Raw genomic sequence first — 19,457 nt, 5'->3', positions numbered from 1 at the left:
GCCAAGTACTTCAGCGTGTGAGTTGCAGGTGCCCTAGCGGCGTCATCCTGATCGCCGTGACTGCAGCGATACACGTCGCAACGCGGACACAGCCGTCGCGCTCCGCACCCGCACCGAGTTCGCCGCCAGATGATCACGTCACCCGTTCTTCCTTGCGGTCCGCGTCATCAGCCTCGACTCCACCCTCATCCATGTAAAGCCCTCTCAGCTCGAAACCGACGTTGGCCCCGACGCAGCGATGTCAATGCGAGAGCAAGACTGCCTCATTCGCCCGTATCGTCTGGGCCGCACGTTGGCGGGTGGTTCTCCACAAGTCTGCTAGGCCGTCGATCACGTCGGTTACGTCCCATGGTCGCAGCGGTCGGCGACCCTTCTTCGCGAAAGGTCCGTCCGTCTCAACGAGCAACCGGTCGATGGGGATCTCGGAGACTAGCGAACGGCCCCGCGCACTGGCGAGCATCGCTGGACCAACGCTGAACCAGCACCCTTGCGCGGCTGCTCGGCGCAACTCGTCCTTCGTACCAGAGAACCAATGAAGAACGACCTTGTTCAACCCAGGATGACGATCCAGACAATCAAGGACCTGCGACGCCGCCCGACGGCTGTGCACCGAGAGAATCTTGCCGCCCGCCCGCTCGCAGGACCCTAAGACGTGGTTGAAGACCAGGAGTTGCGAATCCCAGCTGCTGAGTTGCTGGGGCGAGCCGTCCAGGCCAACCTCGCCCACGAAGCGGGTCTCTGACAGCAGTCGATCGAACAGGGCGAGTTCGCGGTATCGGGCACCGGCGAGTTCAGGGTGAAATCCAAGTGCGGTGCGGATTAGTGGACATCCCTTGGCCAAGAGGGTGGTGCCGGCCCATGCGGCCGGTGTCGTCGTCACCGACAAGACACCGACCCCGCGAAGCCCAAGTTCATCGACGACCGCCGCAGGTTCAGGGAACAGGTCGAGATGGCAGTGGAAGTCGATCACGCCACACCGTAGACATCTAGCAGGTCGCTAAGCTCGCCGAGTCCGCGCGAGAGCATCGCCCGAAGCGCGCCGGCATTGTGAACGTGCGGTGAGTTGAGGGCGTTGCCGATCCAACGATCGAGGCCCTGGTCCTTGACCTGGATTCGCGCCCTGGCGATAGCGCGGAGGTCCTCCAGTTCAGCGCTGGCATAGCTTGAGAGGTCGTCGTACCTGTACGAGGTCGTGTCGGTGAAACCCGCGGACAAGAACGCCGCGCGCCGCACGGTACATGGCAAGCACCTTCCACAATGCTGCAGACCGTAGCGTTGGTAGCGACCGCAGCTCGTTGACTCCACCGCGAGTTCAGCCAGCAAGTTCGGATCACTGCAGTCCTGGATCATCTGACCCTTGGTCTTCTCCGCGTACGGATTCCGCAGTTCCACCCGGAGCGCGAGTGCGTCCAGGATCGACTGGAGTTCCCCCAGGTAGTGCGGATGAGCGGTGCGGGTACTCAGACTGCCGACCCGTCCAGGTGTCAACGCCGGGTTGACTGCAATGAACCCGTTCTCGCAGATGTACACCGGCACGACGTCCCCATCCGCATACCGCTGGGTGGCAGTTGCCGCGAGCACCGCAAAGGCCAGGAACAGCAGCGAGCGTGCCCGCTGCGATGTTTCCCTGAATTTCCACGGTGTGCTGACGTTGTGATTCACCTGAAGGTGATCGATGGCGGCGACTCTCTCAGCGAAGTGGACCTGGTTAGCTTTGTCACCACGAACCGTGTGGCTGACGGCGAGGGCTGCGGACCCCCCCGTGTGCAAGTCGATCATTCCGATTAGGCTGTCTAGGCCACCCGACAAGAGCACGGCCGAGTCAGCCGCGGACAAGCGAGGATTCTTCGGCGCCTCGGGCAGATCGGCGCCCCCTGCGAACCTAACAGACCAGCGGTCCGTGGTGAGAAAAGCAAGTGTCGACGCAATCTGGTCGCTGAGACCGGCCCATCGCGAGAGGTCGCCTACTGCGACCTCCAGATCGGTCTCCCGAGTCCACCCGTCCACGCTTGTGTCCCGGCGAACAGTGAAGTCGGCGGCCACCGCGCTCAGTGCAAGCGAAACAAGGTCCCATGCCGCTGGTGCGGGCGCCAGACCCAAGCGCCGCACTGCGGTGGCAGCCGCACCACCGGCCGACACACCACCCGCCGGCACCGACTTACTGTAGAGCACGACCGGTATCGCCCCGGCGGTGGACCGGCCGATGAATGACTGCGGACCGCAAATGAACTTCATTGCAGGTATCCCTCGAACACTTTGAATGTCTCCCTCAGCGCACCCTGCGTGACCCGCGCCAAGTCCGGGCTGGCGGGCGTCACGCCAGCCGCCCAGAGTTTGTCGAACTCCGCGGCAACCGTCGCAGCGATATACTCCCGCACCTCTGCGAACCTAGCTGCGGCAACGGACGCGGACGACGCGTGCTCGTCGAGCTTCTCGCCCAAATCGAGGCAGAACCGGTTGTAGACGTCCAACCCGACGAACCTCTGGACGACGAACTGCCTCTGGAAATCATCCAAGTCGAGCAGGTCCGCCTCGGGGTATCGCTCCAGGACGTCCGACAGCGCGTCGCGGACCGCCCGGCGCGACGACTCGGCATCTTGGGTGCCGTCGACAGGTCTGATCGCCTCGACGATGGCGTCGAGAACGGACTGCGCGTTCTTGCCGCCAGCGATGGCGGCGTCGCGAGCAGCCGCCAAATCTGCCTGGACACCCGGCTGCAGCACCGCACCCAGTCGGGCAGCCGTCCGCGAGGTACCGTTCAGCCGCCGCGCCATCGTCGCGGCGCCGCCGTAGCCACTTCGGACGTAGTGCCCGACGGCCCGGCGCATCTGCTCGCCACCGCCGGAACGTGCGTATCGGCCGATACTTGTGCGAGCGTTACGAAACCGCGCGGGCGCGGCGACTGGAGACGGCCCATCTGGATCCGGATCGTCGAGCGGCAACTCTCCGGCGGGTGGGTCCACGGGAATGTCCTCCACCCACGGCGGGATTAGGGCGACGGACGCGGACGGTCCGCCGCTACTTTGCGAGGTTCCCATTGCCACTCCGCTCCGTGATGGCCGCCTTGACCGGCGCCTTGATGTCGTCGGCCTTCTTCCACTTGTCGAACACCGCGGACGACCACTCGTGCCCGGCAATCTTCGGCACCACGCTCGCGCTGATCTGGCTGTGCGGGCGCTCGGTCAGGAACCGGGACAGTTTCTGGCCCCACGCCGGGTCGATACTTGCCACCGTCAGGCAGGCGTCGAGGATCGGCGGGCTGCCCCAGGACTGGATCGGACGGGCGATCGCTAGCAGACGATCGAGGATGAATCCTTGCTCCACGCTGGGCAATGCAGCCAGGCGGGCCTTCAACCGGTGCGCCTCCTGGGGGTGCTCGGTGAGAGCGGTGAGCAGTTCGACGGCCGCCGCCGACAACTTGTCCGAGCCGGTGACGAGCGGGGCCTGCTCGCGCCCGACGTATAGAGCGCCGCGCAGGTCGGTACTGGCGAGCTCCGGCTCCAGCCCCAGCCAATCGCGGACGAAGGCGTTGTCCCACCCTTGGGGGAGCGTGATTTCTGCACCCGCGGCCACGGCCGCCTCCCATGGCCCGAGGAACTTCGGGCGCCCGTCGGGGTCCTCGTTGACCTTCGTCGCGAGTTCGACGAACACTGGCGCATCGACCACCCGCTCGAACAGCAGCAGCTTGGCCAGTACCGCCTCGTCCACGTCGACGCCTTGCGCCCGGGCAATCGACATCCGGATCGACAGTGCGTTGAGGAAGCGCTTGATCAGCCGCGGGTTACCAACGATGTGGGTGGCGCCCGTCATCAGCGGCGCCAGACGCTCAGCCGTCTCAAGTCTCGACACGAGAGACGTCGGCAAACGGTCGTCGACCTTTGTCACGAAGGCGCAGTCGACGCGTACGCCCTTCCAGGACTCCCGCAATCCCGACGCGATCGCCGTTCTCAGCGTGTCCTTGCGGGCGGGATCAAGCTCTGTGCTGTCGTCGATGAACAGCATCATCATATAGGCGCGCACCTCCTGGATCCCGAGTGCCGGGACCTTGATCGGCACCTGGATGAGCTTGTCGAAGTAGTTCGTCACGAGTTCGTCGTCGTCGAGGCCGCTGAAGTGCTTCTTGACAGCCCGTTTGACCATCTCGTCGTCGGCCGCGATAACAAAGGCGGTGTTCTGAAGGAACAGCAGCAGCCGAATCGCCTCGAGCGTTGATATCGCGGTCTCGGGCAGGCAGCGGTCCAAGTCGTCGATCAGCACGACGAGCGTGACACCGATCGCCCCAAGCGCCTCTTCGAAGCTGTCGCGCAGCGCCTGGATCTCCTTAGGCGGAGACGTGTCCAACGCGGGCTTGAGAATTCCGGTGCCTGCCGCGGCCAAGGCGCCTCCGACATCCTCGATCTGCTCAGAGTCGGCCGTACCGTCGCGTACGTCGCGGAAGACCTTGGAGATATCGCCGCTGAGACCCACGGGCGGGATCCCCAGCGCCAGAGACGCCGCCGGCAAAGCCACGAGCTTTGCCAGGCGCAGCCACCTGACCCTGCCCATGAACTCCTTGACCTTGTCAGTCCCGGACTTGCGTTCCTCGGCGGCGGCCTCCAGCTTGGAAGCGATCACGTCAAGCAGCGCCGCTCGGGCATCGTCGTACCCCTGATATAGCCACGCGTTGAACTCGACGAACACGAACTCCGTCGGCTCGTCCGTTGGACGCTTCTTCTCGTTCAGCGCCGCCCGCGTCAGTTGGATCATCGTCGACTTGCCTACTCCCCAGGCGCCAGATACCCCCACGGAGATAGGAGTTCCGTGCGCCTGAAGAATGAATTCGGCTACGGTGTCGGCGACGCCCTGAAAGTTGAGCAGGTCCCGATCCGTTTCGTTGTCCGACCACACGACTTCGTGCACCTCGATCGTTGCGCTCCACTGTCCGTCCCGAACACGAGGGTAAGCCCAGTTCCAAGCCCCAGGGTGCTTTGCGGTGGGTGAAATGTTTCTGCGGTAGGCGCAAGGGCAAATGCTGACGAGTCAGCCAGCGGCCGCCCCTGGGATCACGCTCGGCGATGTCGCGGTCCACCCTGGCGGGTTTGGCCGTCAACGCCCGCCGCCCCCTTCGTCTTTGCTTGGGCCTCTCCGCCGTAGGTTGTCGTGGTCCGCCAGAGATCACTCGCAGCCACCAGAGACGACGCCGTCGGGGTGATGCAGCTCGGCACCGAGTTCGGGCTGTTCGGCAAGCCCGATGAGGCGCAGATGTCCGCTGCCCTCGTCCGGATGGTCGACGACCCCGACCGACTGATCCTCTTCGCCTGCGACGGCACCGGGAAGATGCTCATGAAGGCGGTCGAGGAATGGGCATGTTCCTGACCGATGCCGCTCATCCTCGACTGGCAGGCGTCTGCCGGAACGGTCGAGCTCTACGAACGGATCGGGTTCGAGGCCGATCGCGTCGGTGACTACGAGCAATTCCCCGGGTTCTGCATCGACACCCGTCCATGACCGCGAGCGCTGGCCCTCGACGGCAAGCTCGGCTCCGCGATCGAAGAGTATGGACGTGCACGGCAACCACGCCACGATGGAGTCATGCCCTCGTCAATCCGCTCCGGACTCGTCGTCGGCCCGTCCCTGACGATCCCCCGGGCCGAGCTGACCGAGCGGTTCTCGCGGTCCTCGGGCCCCGGGGGTCAGGGCGTGAACACCACCGACTCGCGGGTGGAGCTGTCCTGGGACGTCGGACGCTCGGCCGTGCTGAGCCGCGTCCAGCGCGAGCGGATCCTCGCCCGGACCGGTCACCGGCTGGTCGACGGCGTCCTGACGGTGACCGCTTCCGAGCACCGCGAGCAGCGGCGCAACCGGGACGCGGCCGCCCCCGGTCTGGCCGCGCTCGTCGCCGACGCCGTCGCACCACCCGGCCCCCGCCGTCGGGCGACCCGGCGCACCCGCGGGTCCCAGGAGCACAGGCTCAAGGCCAAGAAGCAGCGGTCCGCGACCAAGCGGATGCGCTCGTCCCGGCCGTCGCGGGACGACTGAGCAGAGCCCGCTCCGTCAGTCGACGATCGCGAGGCCCGTCTCATCGGCCGCCTCCTGGACGCTGCCCGCGTTGACGACGTCGTCGAAGCCCTGCGCCTGCAGGAAGTCGAGCGCGGCGCCGGCGCGGTTGCCCGAGCGGCAGTACAGGACGTACGAACCGTCCGGGTCGAGCTCGGCGAGCTGCTGGGTGGCGCCCGGCGACTGGACGTCGATGTTCAGCGCACCCTCCAGGTGGCCGCCGGCGAACCCGGCCTACGTGCACGCTGAAGGGCACGCCGCGGGTGCCGAGGGCCAGAGCCCTCGGGGTCGCCGCTGAACTGGGCGGCCTGCATCGCCGTCGTGTACGGCCAGCCGACGCCTCGAGAGTCGCCCCGCTGCACCAGGCGCAGCGCGTCCGGGGCGTCCCGGACCGGGCGGCTGGGCTCGTAGGCCAACCCTTCGGCCCGGGCCAGCGCGGCGACCCGGGACTCCATCGGCCGAGCTGGCTCGACCGGCAGCCCTTCCTAGACGACAGGCAGTCGCCGCAATGGCCCGGTCACGGCGCACGTCGCCGATGCCGGACCACCGGCATGGGACGTCGACCGTATAGCTCAAGGCGGGTGTTGTGTCGGGCTGCCGACATCCGTTGTTCACCTCCTCATGACATTTCCGTTCACACAGGCTGGCTACCGTGAACGCATCGTCCACCAGAGGAGGCAGCCCGCGTGACCCCGACCATCCTGTTCGACTTCGACGGCACACTCGCCGTCGGTGACGGCCCCGTGCTCGCGTTCGCCCGGCAGGTCTCGGGCCACGCCGGGCCCGGGTACCTCGAGCGGGTCATGGCCACGTTGCGCGACCACGACGCCGGCACGGCCACGCAGTTCCGCGACGGGTACGACGTCGTCGGCACCCTGGCCCGCCAGGACGGCGTCGACCCCACCGACCTGCAGGACGCCTACCTCGCCAGCCGCCGCGTTCTCGGTACCCCCGAGGCCCCCGTCGACGCGGCCCCCGGACTGGCACAGCTCCTGGATGCGCTCCCCCGTGACGTCCGCGCCGTCCTCGCCACGAACGCCCCCGGCGTCGGCATCGAACGCCTCCTGACCACCTGGGGCGTCCGCGAGCGCTTCGCCGCCCTGCACTACGACGTCGGCAAGCCCGCCGGACTCGCCCCGATCGTCGAGGCCGCCCTCGCCGACGGCCCGGTGCTCGCCGTCGGGGACATCGTGGAGAACGACCTTGCGCCCGCCACGGCGCTCGGCGCCGCGACGGCGCTGGTCGGCCCCACGGCCGACACGCCGCCCGCCCCCGTGACGATGCACGCCCGGACCCTCGACGCCCTCGCCGGTGACATCACAGCGTGGGCCCGCCAAGCAGTCAGCACAGCCACCACCGAAGCCACCACGTCAGCCACCCCCGCGATCCACTCCGAGTCCGTGCCGACCGGCACGGCCGACTCCCTCGAAAGGTGACCCTCCCCATGCGCAAGTCCCTGCTCGCTCCCGGCGCCACCGCGGCACTCGTCCTCGCGCTCGCCGGTTGCGCCGGAGCCGACGACGCCGGCAGCAGCGCCGACGCCGACTCCACCGACGCCGGCACCGAGTGGCCCGAGTCGATCACCATGTCGCTGGTGCCGTCCGTCGAGGGCGAGAACCTGGCCGAGGCGCTCGACCCGCTGACCTCCTACCTCTCGGACGGCCTCGGCATCGAGGTCGAGGGCGTCGTCGCGAACGACTACACCGCCACGGTCGAGGCGCTCGGCGCCGACCAGGCGCAGGTGATCATCACCGACGCCGGGTCGCTGTACCAGGCGACCGAGCGCTACGGCGCCGAGCTCGTGCTGCGCGACGTCCGCTTCGGCGCCACGTCCTACGCGTCGGTCGCGTACACGAACAACCCCGACAAGTACTGCGAGGACGAGCCCGTGCTCGCCACCTACGAGGCCAGCGGCATCGAGCTGTCCTACTGCAACGGCCTGGAGGAGGCCGGTGCCGCCGCGACCGGTCAGGGTCCGGCCGCCACCGACGTCTTCGGCGACCTGGCCGGCGCGGACGTCGCCCTGCAGGCCGCCACCTCGCCGGCCGGCTACCAGTACCCGGTGGTCCTCATGCGCGAGGCCGGCCTGGACACCGACGCCGACATCACCCAGATCCCGGTCGAGGGCAACAACAACGCCGTGCTCGCCGTCGCCAACGGCGACGCCGAAGTCGGGTTCGCCTACTGGGACGCGCGCACCACGGTCACCGAGGAGGTCCCCGACATCGCCGACAAGGCCGTGGCCTTCGCCTACACCGACATGATCCCCAACGGCGGCGTCGCCGTCACCGACACCCTGCCCGACGGCCTCGTCGCCGAGCTCACCCAGCTCATGGACGACTACGCCGACTCCTCCGACGAGGCCGCCGACGTCATGTTCGAGCTCGTGGGCCTGTCCGACTGGACGGCCGAGACCGCCGACGACGAGATCGCCCGCTACGGCGAGGTCCTCGAGCAGTTCGCCGGCTGACTGCCATGACTCACGACACCCAGGCGGCGGAGGCCGGGCACGCCCCGGCCTCCGCCGCGTGGCCGATCCGCCTCGACGGCGTCTCGGTCACCTACCCGAACGGCACCACCGCCCTGCGCGACGTCTCCCTGGACATCGACGCCGGCGAGATGGTCTCGATCGTCGGCCTGTCCGGCTCGGGCAAGTCGACCCTGATCCGCACCATCAACGGCCTCGTGCCCGTCACGTCCGGCACGGTGACCGTCGGCCCGCACACGGTCTCCGGTCTGCACGGTCGCCACCTGCGCGAGGTGCGCGGGCACGTCGGCATGATCTTCCAGGGCTTCAACCTGGCCACCCGGGTCGACGTCTACCGCAACACGCTGGTCGGCCGGTTCGCCCGCGCCGGGCGGCTGCGCACGCTCCTCGGCGTCACCAGCGCGCGCGACCGCGAGGTCGCCCTGACCGCCCTGGACACCGTCGGCATGCTCGACAAGGTCTGGTCGCGGGCGGGCGCGCTGTCCGGCGGGCAGCAGCAGCGCGTCGCCATCGCCCGGGCGCTGTCGCAGGAGCCGAGCATCATGCTCGCCGACGAACCCGTCGCCAGCCTCGACCCGCCCACCGCGCACGCCGTGATGTCCGAGCTGGAACGCATCAACGTCGAACGCCACCTCACGGTGCTGGTCAACCTGCACCTGATGGACCTCGCCCGGCAGTACACCCGCCGCATGATCGGGCTGCGCGACGGCGAGCTCGTCTACGACGGTCCCGCGGCCGAGGCCACCGAGGCCGACTTCGAGCAGATCTACGGCCGCCGCATCCGCCCGCAGGACCGGCTCGGGGACCGCACGTGAGCCCGGGCACGACGGCGGAGCCCGGCCCGCGCCTCGACGTCCCGCCGCGTCCGCGCACCTGGCCGCGCCGCACCCTGGTCGTCTCGGCGCTGACGGCGTTCACCGTGGCGACCTGCCTGCCCGCGATCGGCGGCGTCGAGATCGACCTGGGCGCCATCGCGCAGAACTGGCGCCACGGCGCGGCCAACCTGTCCGCGCTGCTGCAGCCCAACTGGTCGTTCGTCCCGCGCACCATCCAGCCCATGCTGGAGACCCTGCAGATGGCGTTCGTCGGTGCCGCGATCGCGGCCGCGCTGTCCGTGCCGCTCACGCTGTGGGCCGCCCGCCCCACCAACCCGAACACCGTCACCCGCACCGCGGTGCGCGCCGTCATCAACGTCGTCCGCGCCGTCCCGGACCTCGTCTGGGCGGCCATCCTGGTGGCCATGGTGGGCGTCGGCGCGCTGCCCGGCCTGCTCACCCTCGTGCTGTTCGACGTCGGCATCGTGGTCAAGCTCGTCTCCGAGGCGATCGACTCCACCGACCACCCCTACCTCGAGGCCGCCCGCGCCGGCGGCGCCACCCAGGGCCGCATGAACCGCGCCCTCGCGCTGCCCCAGAGCCTGCCGCTGTTCAGCAACCAGTGGCTCTACGCCCTCGAGCTGAACGTCCGCATCTCGGCGATCCTCGGCATCGTCGGCGCTGGCGGCATCGGCCGGCTGCTCGACGAACGGTTCGGGTTCTTCGCCTACGGCGACGTGTCGGTCATCATCCTGGAGATCCTCGTCGTCGTGCTCCTCATCGAGGCCGCCTCGAACGTCCTGCGCCGGAGGCTCGCATGAGCGGCATCCTGCAGAACCGAGCCTCCCGGTCCCGCACCGTCACGTCACGCCCCGCCGGCGAGCGGCCCGCCCTGGCCCTGCCCCCGCGTCCGTCGCGGCGCGGGCAGACCGTCGCGACCGCCGTCGTCGGCCTCGTGCTGCTCGCCTCCGCCGCGACCCTGGACGTCGACTGGTCCGACCTGCGCGAGCTGCCCGCGGCCGTGGCCGAGTACGGCACGCTGATGTTCGCCGACCCGGACTGGTCGCGCCTGCCGCGCGCCCTGTTCGAGATGTGGCGCTCGATCTCCATGGCGTGGCTCGGCGCGATGCTCTGCGTCGTCGTGTCCATCCTGCTCGGCATGCTCGCCGCCGATGGCGTCGGACCGGCCTGGCTGCGCCTGGCCCTGCGCGGGCTCTTCGCCGTCATCCGCGCCGTGCCCGAGGTGATCATCGCCCTCGTGCTGCTCACCGTCACCGGGCTCACGCCGTTCACCGGCGCGCTGGCGCTGGGCATCGCCGGGATCGGCACGCAGGGCAAGTGGACCTACGAGACCGTCGAGACGCTGCGCGACGGCGCCGCCGACGCCGTGCGGGCCGCGGGCGGCGGCCGCACCGCCGTCGTGCGCTGGGCGCTGTGGCCCGCCGCGCTGCCCGCGCTGCTGTCCTTCGCGCTGTACCGGTTCGAGATCAACATCCGCATGTCCGCGGTGCTCGGCATCGTCGGCGCCGGCGGCATCGGCAGCATGCTGGCCAACTACACGAACTATCGTGAATGGGACACGGTCGGCATGCTGCTGATCGTGGTCGTCGTGACCACCATGGCCGTCGACGCCGTCTCGGGCGCGGTGCGCCGCCGCATCATGGAAGGGGCCTGAGGTGACCTGGACCGGCTCGGCCGACGCACCCCTGACCGCCCGCATCGTGGCGCTCGCGCCGTCGATGCACCCCGGCGAGCGCCGCGCCGCCGAGGCCATCGCCGCCGACCTGGACGCCGCCGTCGAACGCACCGCCCAGCAGGTGGCCGACGACGTCGGGGTGGGCCGGGCGACCGTCGTGCGCGCCGCGCAGACCCTCGGGTACGAGGGCTACCCGCAGCTGCGCGTCGCCGTCGCCCGCGAGCTCGCGCTGCGCCCGACGTCGGACGGCTCACCGGACGGCACCATGCTCGGCGCGGTGCGCGAGTCCGTCGACCGGTTCGCCGCCCGCCTCGGGCACACCGTGGCCGGGCTGACCGAGGACGGCCTGCAGGAGTTCGTCCGCGTCCTCGACGACGCCCGGCGCGTGCTCGTCGTCGCCAACGGGCTCTCCTCCCCGCTCGGCCTCGACCTCGTGCTGCGCCTGACGTCCGCCGGCCGGCCCGCCGAGCTGCTGCAGGACGCGCTCGCCCAACGCATCGCGGCCCGGCAGCTCGGCCCCGAGGCCGTCTGCCTCGTCGTGTCCGGGTCCGGGGCCAACGAGGCCACGCTGGAGGTGATGCGGGCCGCGCACGACGGCGGCACCCCGGTCGTGGCGATCACCTCGTTCGCGCAGTCCCCCGTCGCCCAGCTCGCCGACACCGTGCTCGTCGTCCCGCCGGTCAACGAGTCGTTCCGCGACGAGCTGCTGCACACCTCCCGCGCGGCGCTGATGCTCATGATCGAGGCACTCGTCGAGGTGCTGGTCGCCCGGCGCGGCGAGCGCGGGCGCGACGCCCGGGCCGCAGTCCTGCACGAGCTGGGCTCGGCGATCGAGGAGTAGCCGGACGCCGTCCGGTCGCCGGGTCGTCGGCGCCGTGCCAGCATCCTTCTCGACGGACGTATCCCAGTCGATGACCCGGAGGACGATTGCCGTGAGCGTGACGACCGATCAGGTGGACAAGCTGGCCGACGCCGCGATGGGATGCACCGAGTACGTCATGGCGTACAGCCGGGCGGGCACGTGGGGCATGATCAAGGAGGTCTTCGCCATGCGCAGCGCCGCCGGCGACGTGTCGCACGGTCCCGGCCACGAGCTGATCAGCGCCACCCGGAAGCACCTTTCGGACCGGTCGGACTCCGGTCCCACCATCGACGCCGAGGACAAGGACGCGCTCCGCGCCGACGGGCAGCGCCTCGTCGAGAGCGCCCTGCCCACCGTTGCCCAGCTACCGCCCGACGTCGCCGAGCAGGTACGCGCCTGGCTGATCGGCATCGCCGAGAAGGTCGCCGGGGCGTCCAAGGACAAGGGCGGGTCCGAGAAGGTGTCCGACGCCGAGGCCGCCGCCATCGAGGACCTGCGCCGACTCCTCCACGCCTGACCGTCGCTGCGGTAGCCCGCGACGTGGCCTTCCACGTGCTGTGACACGTGTGCTGCGCTACGTTGCTGGCACGTCGACCCGGAGGTCCCGATGCCGCTCCCCCCGCCCCCCGCCGGCTGGTCCCGCTACATCCTCAAGAGCAAGTTCGGGATGGGGCGCGACTTCGCCGTCCTCGACCCGGACACCGAGGAACAGACCTGGTTCGTGGACGGCAAGGTGGGCATGCGCCCCAAGGCCGACGTCCAGGACGCCGCCGGGAACGTCGTCTACACCGTCACCGGCAAGATGTTCGGCATCCCCAAGCAGATGACGATCGCCACCGCCGACGGCACCGAGGTCGCCTCCCTGCGGGCCAAGGCCTTCTCCATGATCAAGGACAAGATGACCATGGAGGTCCCCGGCAGCGAGCCGTGGAGCCTCGAGGGGTCCTTCATCGAGAAGAACTACTCGGTCAGCGCCGGTGGGCGGCACGTCGTCCAGATCACTCAGAAGTGGGTGACCATCCGCGACTCCTACACCCTCGACGTCGCCGAGGGCGTCGACGTCGGCCTGGCACTGGCCGTGGTCTGGGCGATCGACCGCTGGGTCGAGCGCGACTGAGCGGCCTGCCGTGAGCTGGCTCGGGCGGACGGCGCGCCGCATCCCGTTCACTCTGGGCGTGGTCGCGACCATGCTCGTCCTGGGCCTGGTGAGCCAGGCTCTGTGGTCCCCCTTCGAGGACTCGGACTGGTTCGAGTCGGTCGCGTTCGGCGCGCCGGCGTTCGCCGAGGGGCGTTGGTGGACGCCGGTCACCGGGTCGTTCTTCGCCCTGCTGCCGTGGGAGTACGTCCCCGTCGCGGGCGGCTTCCTGGTGCTGGTCGGGTTCGCCGAGCTGCGGCTCGGAACCCGCCGCGCCGCGCTCGTCACCGCCGTCTGCCAGCTCACCGGCGTCGTCGGCTCCGCCCTGCTGCTCGCGTTCCTCGCCCGGACCACCTGGACCTGGGCGCAGCACACCTCCCAGGTGCTCGACGTCGGTTTCAGCGCGGGCGCCGTCGGTGCCGTCACCGTCGCGCTCTGGACGCTCCGCCCGCCCTGGCGCGGGCGGCTGTCCGCCGTCGTCGCCGCCTACGTCCTGGTCTCGGTGGTCTTCTTCGGCGGTATCGCCGACGTCGAGCACCTCGTGGGGTGGCTCGCCGCGCTGGCTCTCGTGCCCGTCGTCGTCCACCCGTCCCTGGGCCTGCGCGCGCCGGCGGGACGCGTACGCCTGGCCCGCGTCCAGGCCGCCGGGTACTTCGGGATCTCCGCCCTGATCACCGTGCTCGCCGGGTTCGCCACCGCCGCCGAGGGGCCGCTCGGCACCGTCGGTGGCGGCGACTGGCCGACCGGTCTGCTCAGCGTCGTCGTGGACCTGGTCCTGGCCGTCGGACTCCTGCGCGGCCGACGACTCTGGTGGCGCGTGGCGCTGGTGCTGACCACGATCTCGCTCGTCCTGCTCTCGCTGCTGCTCGTGGCGGCCGTCGTCGCCGAACCCGACGAGCTCCCGCTCGTCGTGGTCATGCTGCTGCTCGACGCCGGCGCGCTCGTCCTCCTCGTCGCGCGCCGCCACGCCTTCCGTAACCGCCGCGGGGCGGGCCTCGCCGGCACGGACGACACCTTCGACCAGGAGGACGCCCGCGAGACGCTCGTCCGTCTCGGCGCCGGCCAGCGGCTGGCGTGGATGACCACGTGGGACGGGTCGCAGCGCTGGGCACCGGGTACCCCTGACGGCTACGTCACCCACCAGGTGCACTCCGGAGTCGCCGTCGGGCTGACCGACCCCGTCGGCGACGGACCCGAGGGGCGCGCCGAGCTGACCGACGCGTTCGTCGCCGCGGCGCGGCACTCGGGCCTGACCGCCTGCTTCTTCTCCTGCAGTGCCGAGCTCGCCGACCTGGCCGCCGAACGCGGTTGGACCACCGTGCAGGTGGCCGAGGAGGCCGTCGTCGACCTGCCGGACCTGGAGTTCCGTGGCAAGAAGTGGCAGGACGTCCGCACGGCGCTCAACCAGGCCCGCAAACAAGGCATCGAGCACCGCCTGACCCACCTCGCCGACGAGCCCCCGGCGATCCGGGACCAGGTGCGCGGCATCTCCGCGGCGTGGCTCGGCGACAGCGACCTGCCGGAGATGGCCTTCACCCTGGGCGGCCTGCGCGAGGCGTCCGACCCGGCGGTCCGCGTCGGGCTCGCCGTGGATACCGACGGCCGGGTGCACGGCGTGACGAGCTGGCTGCCCGTGCACGCCCCGGGAGGCAAGGTCGTCGGCTGGACGCTCGACGTCATGCGCCGCGCCCCGGACTCGTTCCGCTACACGATGGAGCTGCTCATCGCCTCGGCACTGACCACCTTCCGCGACGAGGGCGCCGTGGAAGCCTCGCTGTCCGGCAGCCCGCTCGCACGCTCCGGCGACGCGGACCCGCAGGGCATCGATGCCGTGCTCAGCCAGCTCTCGGCGACGCTGGAACCGCTGTACGGGTTCAGCTCGCTGCACCGGTTCAAGCTGAAGTTCCAGCCGCGGTCGGTCCCGCTGTACCTGGTGGTCCCGGACCCCGCCGCCCTGCCCCTGGTCGGCATCGCGCTCGTGCGGTGCTACCTGCCCGCGGCACGGGCCAGGGACCTGCTGGCGGCCGCTCGGTCCACGCGCTGACGCCCCGCCGGACGTCCCGGCGGGGCGTCGAGGACGCCCGGTTCAGGCGTCGCGGCGGTTCATCGCGAAGGCGGCGAGCAGGCAGGCGCCCGCCGCCCAGGCGAGCATGACGACGGAGCCGAGCACGACACCCAGGTCGTCGGCCGTCACGCCGAAAGCCCCGCTGCGCACGATCGAGTCGCCGGCCCCGCTGGGCAGGTAGGACGTGAGGTGCGCCAGCCAGTCGAGGCCGAACATGCCGGCGAACGGGAGCACGACGAGCAGCGCCACGACCACGGTGACCGCAACACCGCTTGAACGTACGAGCGCGCCGATGCCCACGGCCATGACCGCCGTGGCGATGCACACCGCCGGCACTCCGAGGAAGACTTCCCAGGTGCGCGCCGCGCCGAGATCGACGACGGCGCCGTCGCTGCCGTGGCGGGCGAGCATGATGGCGGTGGAGGCTGCCACGACCACGATCGACACCACACCCGCATAGATGCCGAGCACGGTCGCCTTGGCCGCGAGCCACAAGCTCCGACGCGGGACGACGGCGAACGAGACCCGGTACATGCCCGAGGTCCACTCGCCGGTGGCCTGGAGCGCCGCGAACACCGAGACGATGACCCAGGCCGTGACGATGGCGCTGGCGATGCTCGCCATGGTCCAGTCGAGCTCGTTGCCCGGTTCGGGCAGGGCTCGACTGGAGGTGGCGACCATCATCAGGCTGAGCGCGATCGACGCGACAGCGACCCACCACATGCCGCGCACCGTGGTCAGCTTGAGGGCCTCGGCACGCACGGCGTGGCCGAAGGTCAGGCGGGCGTCCGCGAGCGTGGCGCTCATCGAGCCGCTCCTTCCTGCGCGGTGGCGTGGTACTCGACGGCGTCGGCCGTCAGGTGGAGGTACGCCTCCTCGAGGGTGGCGTTGGTCTTGACCAGCTCGTGCAGGTCGAGCCCCGCCCCGACGGCGAGGTGAGCGATGCGAGGAGGTTCGAGGCCGTCGACGACCAGCGCCTCGCTCGTGCGGGTGGCTCGTGCTCCTTCGGTCGCGACGATCTCCGCGAACCTCTCGTCGTCGGAGGTGCGCACGGTGACCGCACCCGAGGCCGCCTGGGCCGTGAACTCGACGATGGACGCGTCCGCCAGGATCCGGCCCTTGCCGATCACCACCACCCGGTCCGCCGTGAGCTGGACCTCGCTCATCAGATGGCTGGACAGCAACACGGTGCGGCCCTCGGCGGCGAACTGACGGGCGAGGTTGCGCACCCACAGCACGCCGTCCGGGTCGAGGCCGTTGACCGGCTCGTCCATGATGAGCGTCGACGGGTCGCCCAGCATCGCCGTCGCGATCCCGAGCCGCTGACCCATTCCCAGCGAGAACCCCTTGACGCGCTTGTTCGCGACGGTGTCGAGGCCGGTCATCTGGATGACCTCGTCGACACGGCGGCGTCCGATCCCGTGCGAGGCGGCCAGCACCCGCAGATGGTTGCGTGCGGTCCGGCCCGGTGTCACGGACTTGGCCTCGAGCAGCGCACCCGCGGCACGCATCGGCGCCACGTGGTCCGCCAGCGGCTTGCCCTCGATCGTCGCCGTGCCGGAGTCCGGCCGGTCGAGTCCCATGATCATGCGCATCGTCGTGGACTTGCCGGCACCGTTGGGCCCGAGGAATCCGGTGACCGAACCCGGCGGGGCCAGGAACGAGATGTCGTCGACGGCCCGCTTGGGGCCGTAGGTCTTGGTCAGGCCGGACACCTCGATCATGAGCACGCCTCTCCCTCGGGATGACCTCGGAAAGGACGCTATCAACGAACAGAGATCTTGGCCCGATGAAAGAGAATCATCGCTACTGTCTACCGCGACAACAGAATCTGCTCTTTCGGACTTGAGGGAACCGACATCTTCTGTCGCGCCCCTAGCGAATCAATGGTAGTTGTATGCCATTGCCGCATTCTGAGGAGACGAGGAACTCATGGCGACGACCGAGCCCACCGAGCAGAGCACGGCGCAGGCCGCCACGAAGCGAGACTTCCCCTTCTACGCCGGAAACCCTGTTCTGCTGCGCGGGCGACAGTGGGCGGTCGTCCTGCTCGGCGTCGTCCTCGCCTTCGCACTGCTCTCCCTGCTGCCCGTGCCCGGTCCGCCGCTGCTGGGACAGTGGGTCCGCGCCCTGCTCTTCGTGGCGGTCCCGTTGGCCGCGCTCGCGCTGGTCGCCGGCCGGCACTGGACGGCGCTCTTCCACCGTGTGGGGTGGAAGGACGTCGGCATGATGGTCGGCTTCGCCGTGCTCAACACGTTGGTCAGCATCGTCGTCGGCTCGCTCGTGATCTCCACGGCGGGCGCCGACGCCAACCCGGTGGGCGGTGCGCTCCAGGACATGGGGACCGGCGAGCGCGTGCTGATGTTCACCTCGATGATCCCTCAGCTCATCGGCGAGGAGCTGCTGACGATCCTGCCGTTCCTGGCGCTGCTGTACCTGGGTGTGACCAAGCTCGGCCGCTCCCGGCGCGCCACCATCATCGTCGCGTGGCTCGGCACGGCGCTGCTGTTCGGGGCGGTCCACCTGCCCACCTACGACTGGAACGTCGTGCAATGCTTCGTCATCATCGGCATTGCGCGCGTCATCCTGACCATCCCGTTCCTGATCACCAAGAATCTCTGGGTCAGCGCCGGCGCGCACATCCTCAACGACTGGTTGCAGTTCGGGTTCGGCCTCTTCGCAGGGTCCTTGCTGTTGGTCACCCTGTAGAGGACGCGCACCGCGAGCAGCGCCCCGACCGGGACGCGGCCGCGCGCCGCCCGGCCGTCGCGGGACGACTGACCCGGCGAGCGGAGCACCCTGAGTCGCTGCGCTCGTGCTGATCCACGATCAGCGCCCGCTCGCCGCACCCTCCCCGCGAGCGCCGTCGTCATCCCGGGCCTCGGACCCGCCGTCCGGCACCGCGCAGACGCCGGTGTCCGGGTCGCACACCGCGGCGTCGTAGGCCGCGACGAACGTCAGCGGCACCACGGCGCGCTCAGGCATCGACCTGCTCCCACGCCTGCGCGATCGCCTGGCCGTACGCCTCGGTGGGCACGGCCCCGGGGATGCCGAGCCGGCGTCCGAGCACCGTGAACGGGACGCCACGAGCGCCCAGGGCGATCGCCTCCTCGTGCTCGGCGCGGACGGCGTCGGCGTACCGGTCGGTGGCCAGCACGTCGCGGATCTCGGCCTCGGGGATCCCGAGCCCGGTGCCGAGCCGGACCAGGGTCTCGGCGGCGAAGGCCTCGGGATCGCCGCTGAACAGGGCCGCCTGCATCGCGGTCATGTACTGCCACCCGACGCCGTACTCGTTGCCCAGGTGCACCAGCCGCAGCAGGTCGAGCGTGTTCTGCACGGGGTGGTTCGGCGCGTAGTCGAGCCCCTCGGCGCGAGCCAGCTCGGCGACCTGTTCCTCCATCTGCCGGGCCTGCTCGACCGGCAGTCCCTTCTTGGCCGACAGGTAGTCGACGACGGGTGTCGGCTCGGCGGGGAAGTCCGGGTCGAGCTGGAAGGTGCGGATCCTCACGTCGATGCGGTCGGCCTGCGGCGAGGCCGCGATGGCCTGCTCGAGACGTGCGTCGCCGATGTAGCACCAGGGGCACAGGACGTCGGACCAGACCTCGATCTGGAGGCGGGTGTCGGTGGCAGTCACGCTCGGTACAACGGCGGTGGTGCCGAGACATTCCGTCCCGCTCCGATGAGTTCGGTCACCGCCCCGGGTCCGCCCACCAGGACGATCACCAGGAGGACGACCATGGGCATCATCCAGATCGAGCTGTTCACCACTCTCGACCTCGTCGGCCAGGCACCGGGCGGGCCGGACGAGGACCCGGACGGGTTCCCGTTCGGCGGCTGGCAGGCGCCCCTGCTCGACGACGAGACGGGCACGCAGATCGCGGCCGCCTACGAGGGCACGGACGCCCTGCTGCTCGGGCGCCGCACCTACGACATCTTCGCGGCCTACTGGCCGCACCAGCAGGGCGGCACGGACGGCGACATCGCGACGCTCTTCAACCGCGTCCCGAAGTACGTCGCCTCGCGCGGCACCCCGGACCTGACCTGGTCCGGCTCCACCCGCCTCGGCCCCGACCTGGCCACGGCGGTGCGCGAGGTCCGCGACCGGCACGCCCAGGTCCGGGTCGTCGGCAGCCTCGACCTGGTCCAGTCGCTGCTGCACGAGCGGCTGTTCGACGTCCTCGACCTGTGGGTGCACCCGATCGTGCTGGGCGTCGGCAAGAAGGTGTTCGACGGCGGGGAGGTCCCGGCGAACCTCACGCTGCTCGAGCCGGCCGCCACGAGCCCGCGCGGCGTCGTGCACCTGCGCTACGGCCTCGCCGACGGGGTCCCGGCCACGGGCGACATGTCGGCCCGCTGACCC

22 protein-coding genes and 1 pseudogene are annotated in these 19,457 nt (G+C 70.1%); 14 read left to right on the top strand and 9 right to left on the bottom strand.

Annotated elements, in window-relative coordinates; all coding sequences use genetic code 11:
* Positions 1-241 precede the first annotated feature (241 nt).
* From qatD to ACIQLL_RS07225, 4 genes are read right to left on the bottom strand one after another with little or no spacing between them, the layout of a single operon-like run.
* Entirely contained in the window at positions 242-970 is a 729-nt protein-coding gene (gene qatD / locus ACIQLL_RS07240; protein ID WP_402464870.1) for a Qat anti-phage system TatD family nuclease QatD, read from the bottom strand.
* On the bottom strand, positions 967-2,235 hold the full coding sequence (gene qatC, locus ACIQLL_RS07235; RefSeq protein ID WP_402464867.1) for a Qat anti-phage system QueC-like protein QatC: 1,269 nt from the start codon (positions 2,233-2,235) through the stop codon (positions 967-969). Before qatC ends, qatD begins: the two co-directional genes overlap by 4 nt.
* Entirely contained in the window at positions 2,232-2,963 is a 732-nt protein-coding gene (qatB, locus tag ACIQLL_RS07230; protein ID WP_402464864.1) for a Qat anti-phage system associated protein QatB, read from the bottom strand. Before qatB ends, qatC begins: the two co-directional genes overlap by 4 nt.
* A gap of 55 nt (positions 2,964-3,018) precedes the next feature.
* A complete protein-coding gene (locus tag ACIQLL_RS07225; protein WP_402464862.1) occupies positions 3,019-4,899 on the bottom strand; it encodes a KAP family P-loop NTPase fold protein in 1,881 nt (626 codons plus the stop codon).
* Positions 4,900-5,139: 240 nt separating this feature from the next.
* On the opposite strand from ACIQLL_RS07225, the gene ACIQLL_RS07220 reads away from it, so the two are divergent.
* The 3 genes from ACIQLL_RS07220 to arfB all read left to right on the top strand — a co-directional run bounded on the left by ACIQLL_RS07220 (position 5,140) and on the right by arfB (position 6,018).
* On the top strand, positions 5,140-5,355 hold the full coding sequence (locus ACIQLL_RS07220; protein ID WP_402464859.1) for a CDP-alcohol phosphatidyltransferase class-I family protein: 216 nt from the start codon (positions 5,140-5,142) through the stop codon (positions 5,353-5,355).
* 3 nt (positions 5,356-5,358) lie between these two features.
* Positions 5,359-5,487, top strand: coding sequence for a hypothetical protein (locus tag ACIQLL_RS07215; RefSeq protein ID WP_402464856.1), 129 nt, complete (start codon positions 5,359-5,361; stop codon positions 5,485-5,487).
* A gap of 84 nt (positions 5,488-5,571) precedes the next feature.
* Positions 5,572-6,018, top strand: coding sequence for an alternative ribosome rescue aminoacyl-tRNA hydrolase ArfB (arfB, locus tag ACIQLL_RS07210; RefSeq protein WP_402464853.1), 447 nt, complete (start codon positions 5,572-5,574; stop codon positions 6,016-6,018).
* 15 nt (positions 6,019-6,033) lie between these two features.
* On the opposite strand, the pseudogene ACIQLL_RS07205 reads toward arfB, so the two are convergent.
* Positions 6,034-6,252, bottom strand: a pseudogene (locus tag ACIQLL_RS07205) (rhodanese-like domain-containing protein); the annotation flags it as partial.
* Between the two features lie 470 nt (positions 6,253-6,722).
* On the opposite strand from ACIQLL_RS07205, the gene ACIQLL_RS07200 reads away from it, so the two are divergent.
* The 9 genes from ACIQLL_RS07200 (at position 6,723) to ACIQLL_RS07160 (ending at position 15,076) form a co-directional block, all read left to right on the top strand.
* Positions 6,723-7,472, top strand: coding sequence for an HAD family hydrolase (locus ACIQLL_RS07200; protein WP_402464851.1), 750 nt, complete (start codon positions 6,723-6,725; stop codon positions 7,470-7,472).
* Positions 7,469-8,506 (top strand): phosphate/phosphite/phosphonate ABC transporter substrate-binding protein, encoded by a 1,038-nt coding sequence (gene phnD / locus ACIQLL_RS07195; RefSeq protein ID WP_402464848.1) that lies wholly within the window; start codon positions 7,469-7,471, stop codon positions 8,504-8,506. Before ACIQLL_RS07200 ends, phnD begins: the two co-directional genes overlap by 4 nt.
* A gap of 5 nt (positions 8,507-8,511) precedes the next feature.
* Complete coding sequence (gene phnC, locus ACIQLL_RS07190) at positions 8,512-9,339, top strand: phosphonate ABC transporter ATP-binding protein (RefSeq protein ID WP_402464845.1); 828 nt, start codon at positions 8,512-8,514, stop codon at positions 9,337-9,339.
* Positions 9,336-10,160, top strand: coding sequence for a phosphonate ABC transporter, permease protein PhnE (gene phnE / locus ACIQLL_RS07185; RefSeq protein ID WP_402464842.1), 825 nt, complete (start codon positions 9,336-9,338; stop codon positions 10,158-10,160). The genes phnC and phnE (ACIQLL_RS07185) overlap by 4 nt, the downstream gene beginning before the upstream one ends.
* Entirely contained in the window at positions 10,157-11,014 is an 858-nt protein-coding gene (gene phnE, locus ACIQLL_RS07180) for a phosphonate ABC transporter, permease protein PhnE (protein ID WP_402464840.1), read from the top strand. Before phnE (ACIQLL_RS07185) ends, phnE (ACIQLL_RS07180) begins: the two co-directional genes overlap by 4 nt.
* Before the next feature lies 1 nt (position 11,015).
* Positions 11,016-11,876 carry a MurR/RpiR family transcriptional regulator gene (locus ACIQLL_RS07175; protein WP_402464837.1) on the top strand — a complete coding sequence of 287 codons (861 nt, stop codon included), beginning with the start codon at positions 11,016-11,018 and terminating at the stop codon, positions 11,874-11,876.
* Between the two features lie 91 nt (positions 11,877-11,967).
* Positions 11,968-12,414 carry a hypothetical protein gene (locus ACIQLL_RS07170; protein ID WP_402464835.1) on the top strand — a complete coding sequence of 149 codons (447 nt, stop codon included), beginning with the start codon at positions 11,968-11,970 and terminating at the stop codon, positions 12,412-12,414.
* Positions 12,415-12,504: 90 nt separating this feature from the next.
* Positions 12,505-13,014, top strand: a complete 510-nt coding sequence (locus ACIQLL_RS07165) for an LURP-one-related/scramblase family protein (RefSeq protein WP_402464833.1) — start codon at positions 12,505-12,507, stop codon at positions 13,012-13,014.
* A gap of 10 nt (positions 13,015-13,024) precedes the next feature.
* Positions 13,025-15,076: a bifunctional lysylphosphatidylglycerol flippase/synthetase MprF gene (locus ACIQLL_RS07160; RefSeq protein WP_402464830.1), complete on the top strand. Its 2,052-nt coding sequence runs from the start codon at positions 13,025-13,027 to the stop codon at positions 15,074-15,076.
* A gap of 42 nt (positions 15,077-15,118) precedes the next feature.
* Here ACIQLL_RS07160 and ACIQLL_RS07155 read toward each other — a convergent pair whose 3' ends face one another.
* Positions 15,119-15,904 (bottom strand): hypothetical protein, encoded by a 786-nt coding sequence (locus ACIQLL_RS07155; protein ID WP_402464827.1) that lies wholly within the window; start codon positions 15,902-15,904, stop codon positions 15,119-15,121.
* Positions 15,901-16,821 (bottom strand): ABC transporter ATP-binding protein, encoded by a 921-nt coding sequence (locus ACIQLL_RS07150; protein WP_402464823.1) that lies wholly within the window; start codon positions 16,819-16,821, stop codon positions 15,901-15,903. Before ACIQLL_RS07150 ends, ACIQLL_RS07155 begins: the two co-directional genes overlap by 4 nt.
* Before the next feature lie 208 nt (positions 16,822-17,029).
* Between ACIQLL_RS07150 and ACIQLL_RS07145 the strand changes: the two genes are divergently transcribed.
* Positions 17,030-17,806 carry a CPBP family intramembrane glutamic endopeptidase gene (locus ACIQLL_RS07145; RefSeq protein WP_402464820.1) on the top strand — a complete coding sequence of 259 codons (777 nt, stop codon included), beginning with the start codon at positions 17,030-17,032 and terminating at the stop codon, positions 17,804-17,806.
* Between the two features lie 120 nt (positions 17,807-17,926).
* On the opposite strand, the gene ACIQLL_RS07140 is transcribed toward ACIQLL_RS07145, so the two are convergent.
* Together ACIQLL_RS07140 and ACIQLL_RS07135 are read right to left on the bottom strand one after the other, a co-directional pair.
* Positions 17,927-18,082 (bottom strand): hypothetical protein, encoded by a 156-nt coding sequence (locus tag ACIQLL_RS07140; RefSeq protein ID WP_402464818.1) that lies wholly within the window; start codon positions 18,080-18,082, stop codon positions 17,927-17,929.
* A complete protein-coding gene (locus ACIQLL_RS07135; protein ID WP_402464815.1) occupies positions 18,075-18,731 on the bottom strand; it encodes a DsbA family oxidoreductase in 657 nt (218 codons plus the stop codon). The genes ACIQLL_RS07140 and ACIQLL_RS07135 overlap by 8 nt, the downstream gene beginning before the upstream one ends.
* A gap of 102 nt (positions 18,732-18,833) precedes the next feature.
* Between ACIQLL_RS07135 and ACIQLL_RS07130 the strand changes: the two genes are divergently transcribed.
* On the top strand, positions 18,834-19,454 hold the full coding sequence (locus ACIQLL_RS07130; RefSeq protein ID WP_402464812.1) for a dihydrofolate reductase family protein: 621 nt from the start codon (positions 18,834-18,836) through the stop codon (positions 19,452-19,454).
* Positions 19,455-19,457 lie beyond the last annotated feature (3 nt).

This window comes from Isoptericola aurantiacus (assembly GCF_044769875.1).
GTDB lineage: Bacteria > Actinomycetota > Actinomycetes > Actinomycetales > Cellulomonadaceae > Isoptericola > Isoptericola aurantiacus.
The sequence above is the reverse complement of the archived record's forward strand: the minus strand, read 5'-3'. Positions and strand labels throughout refer to the sequence as shown.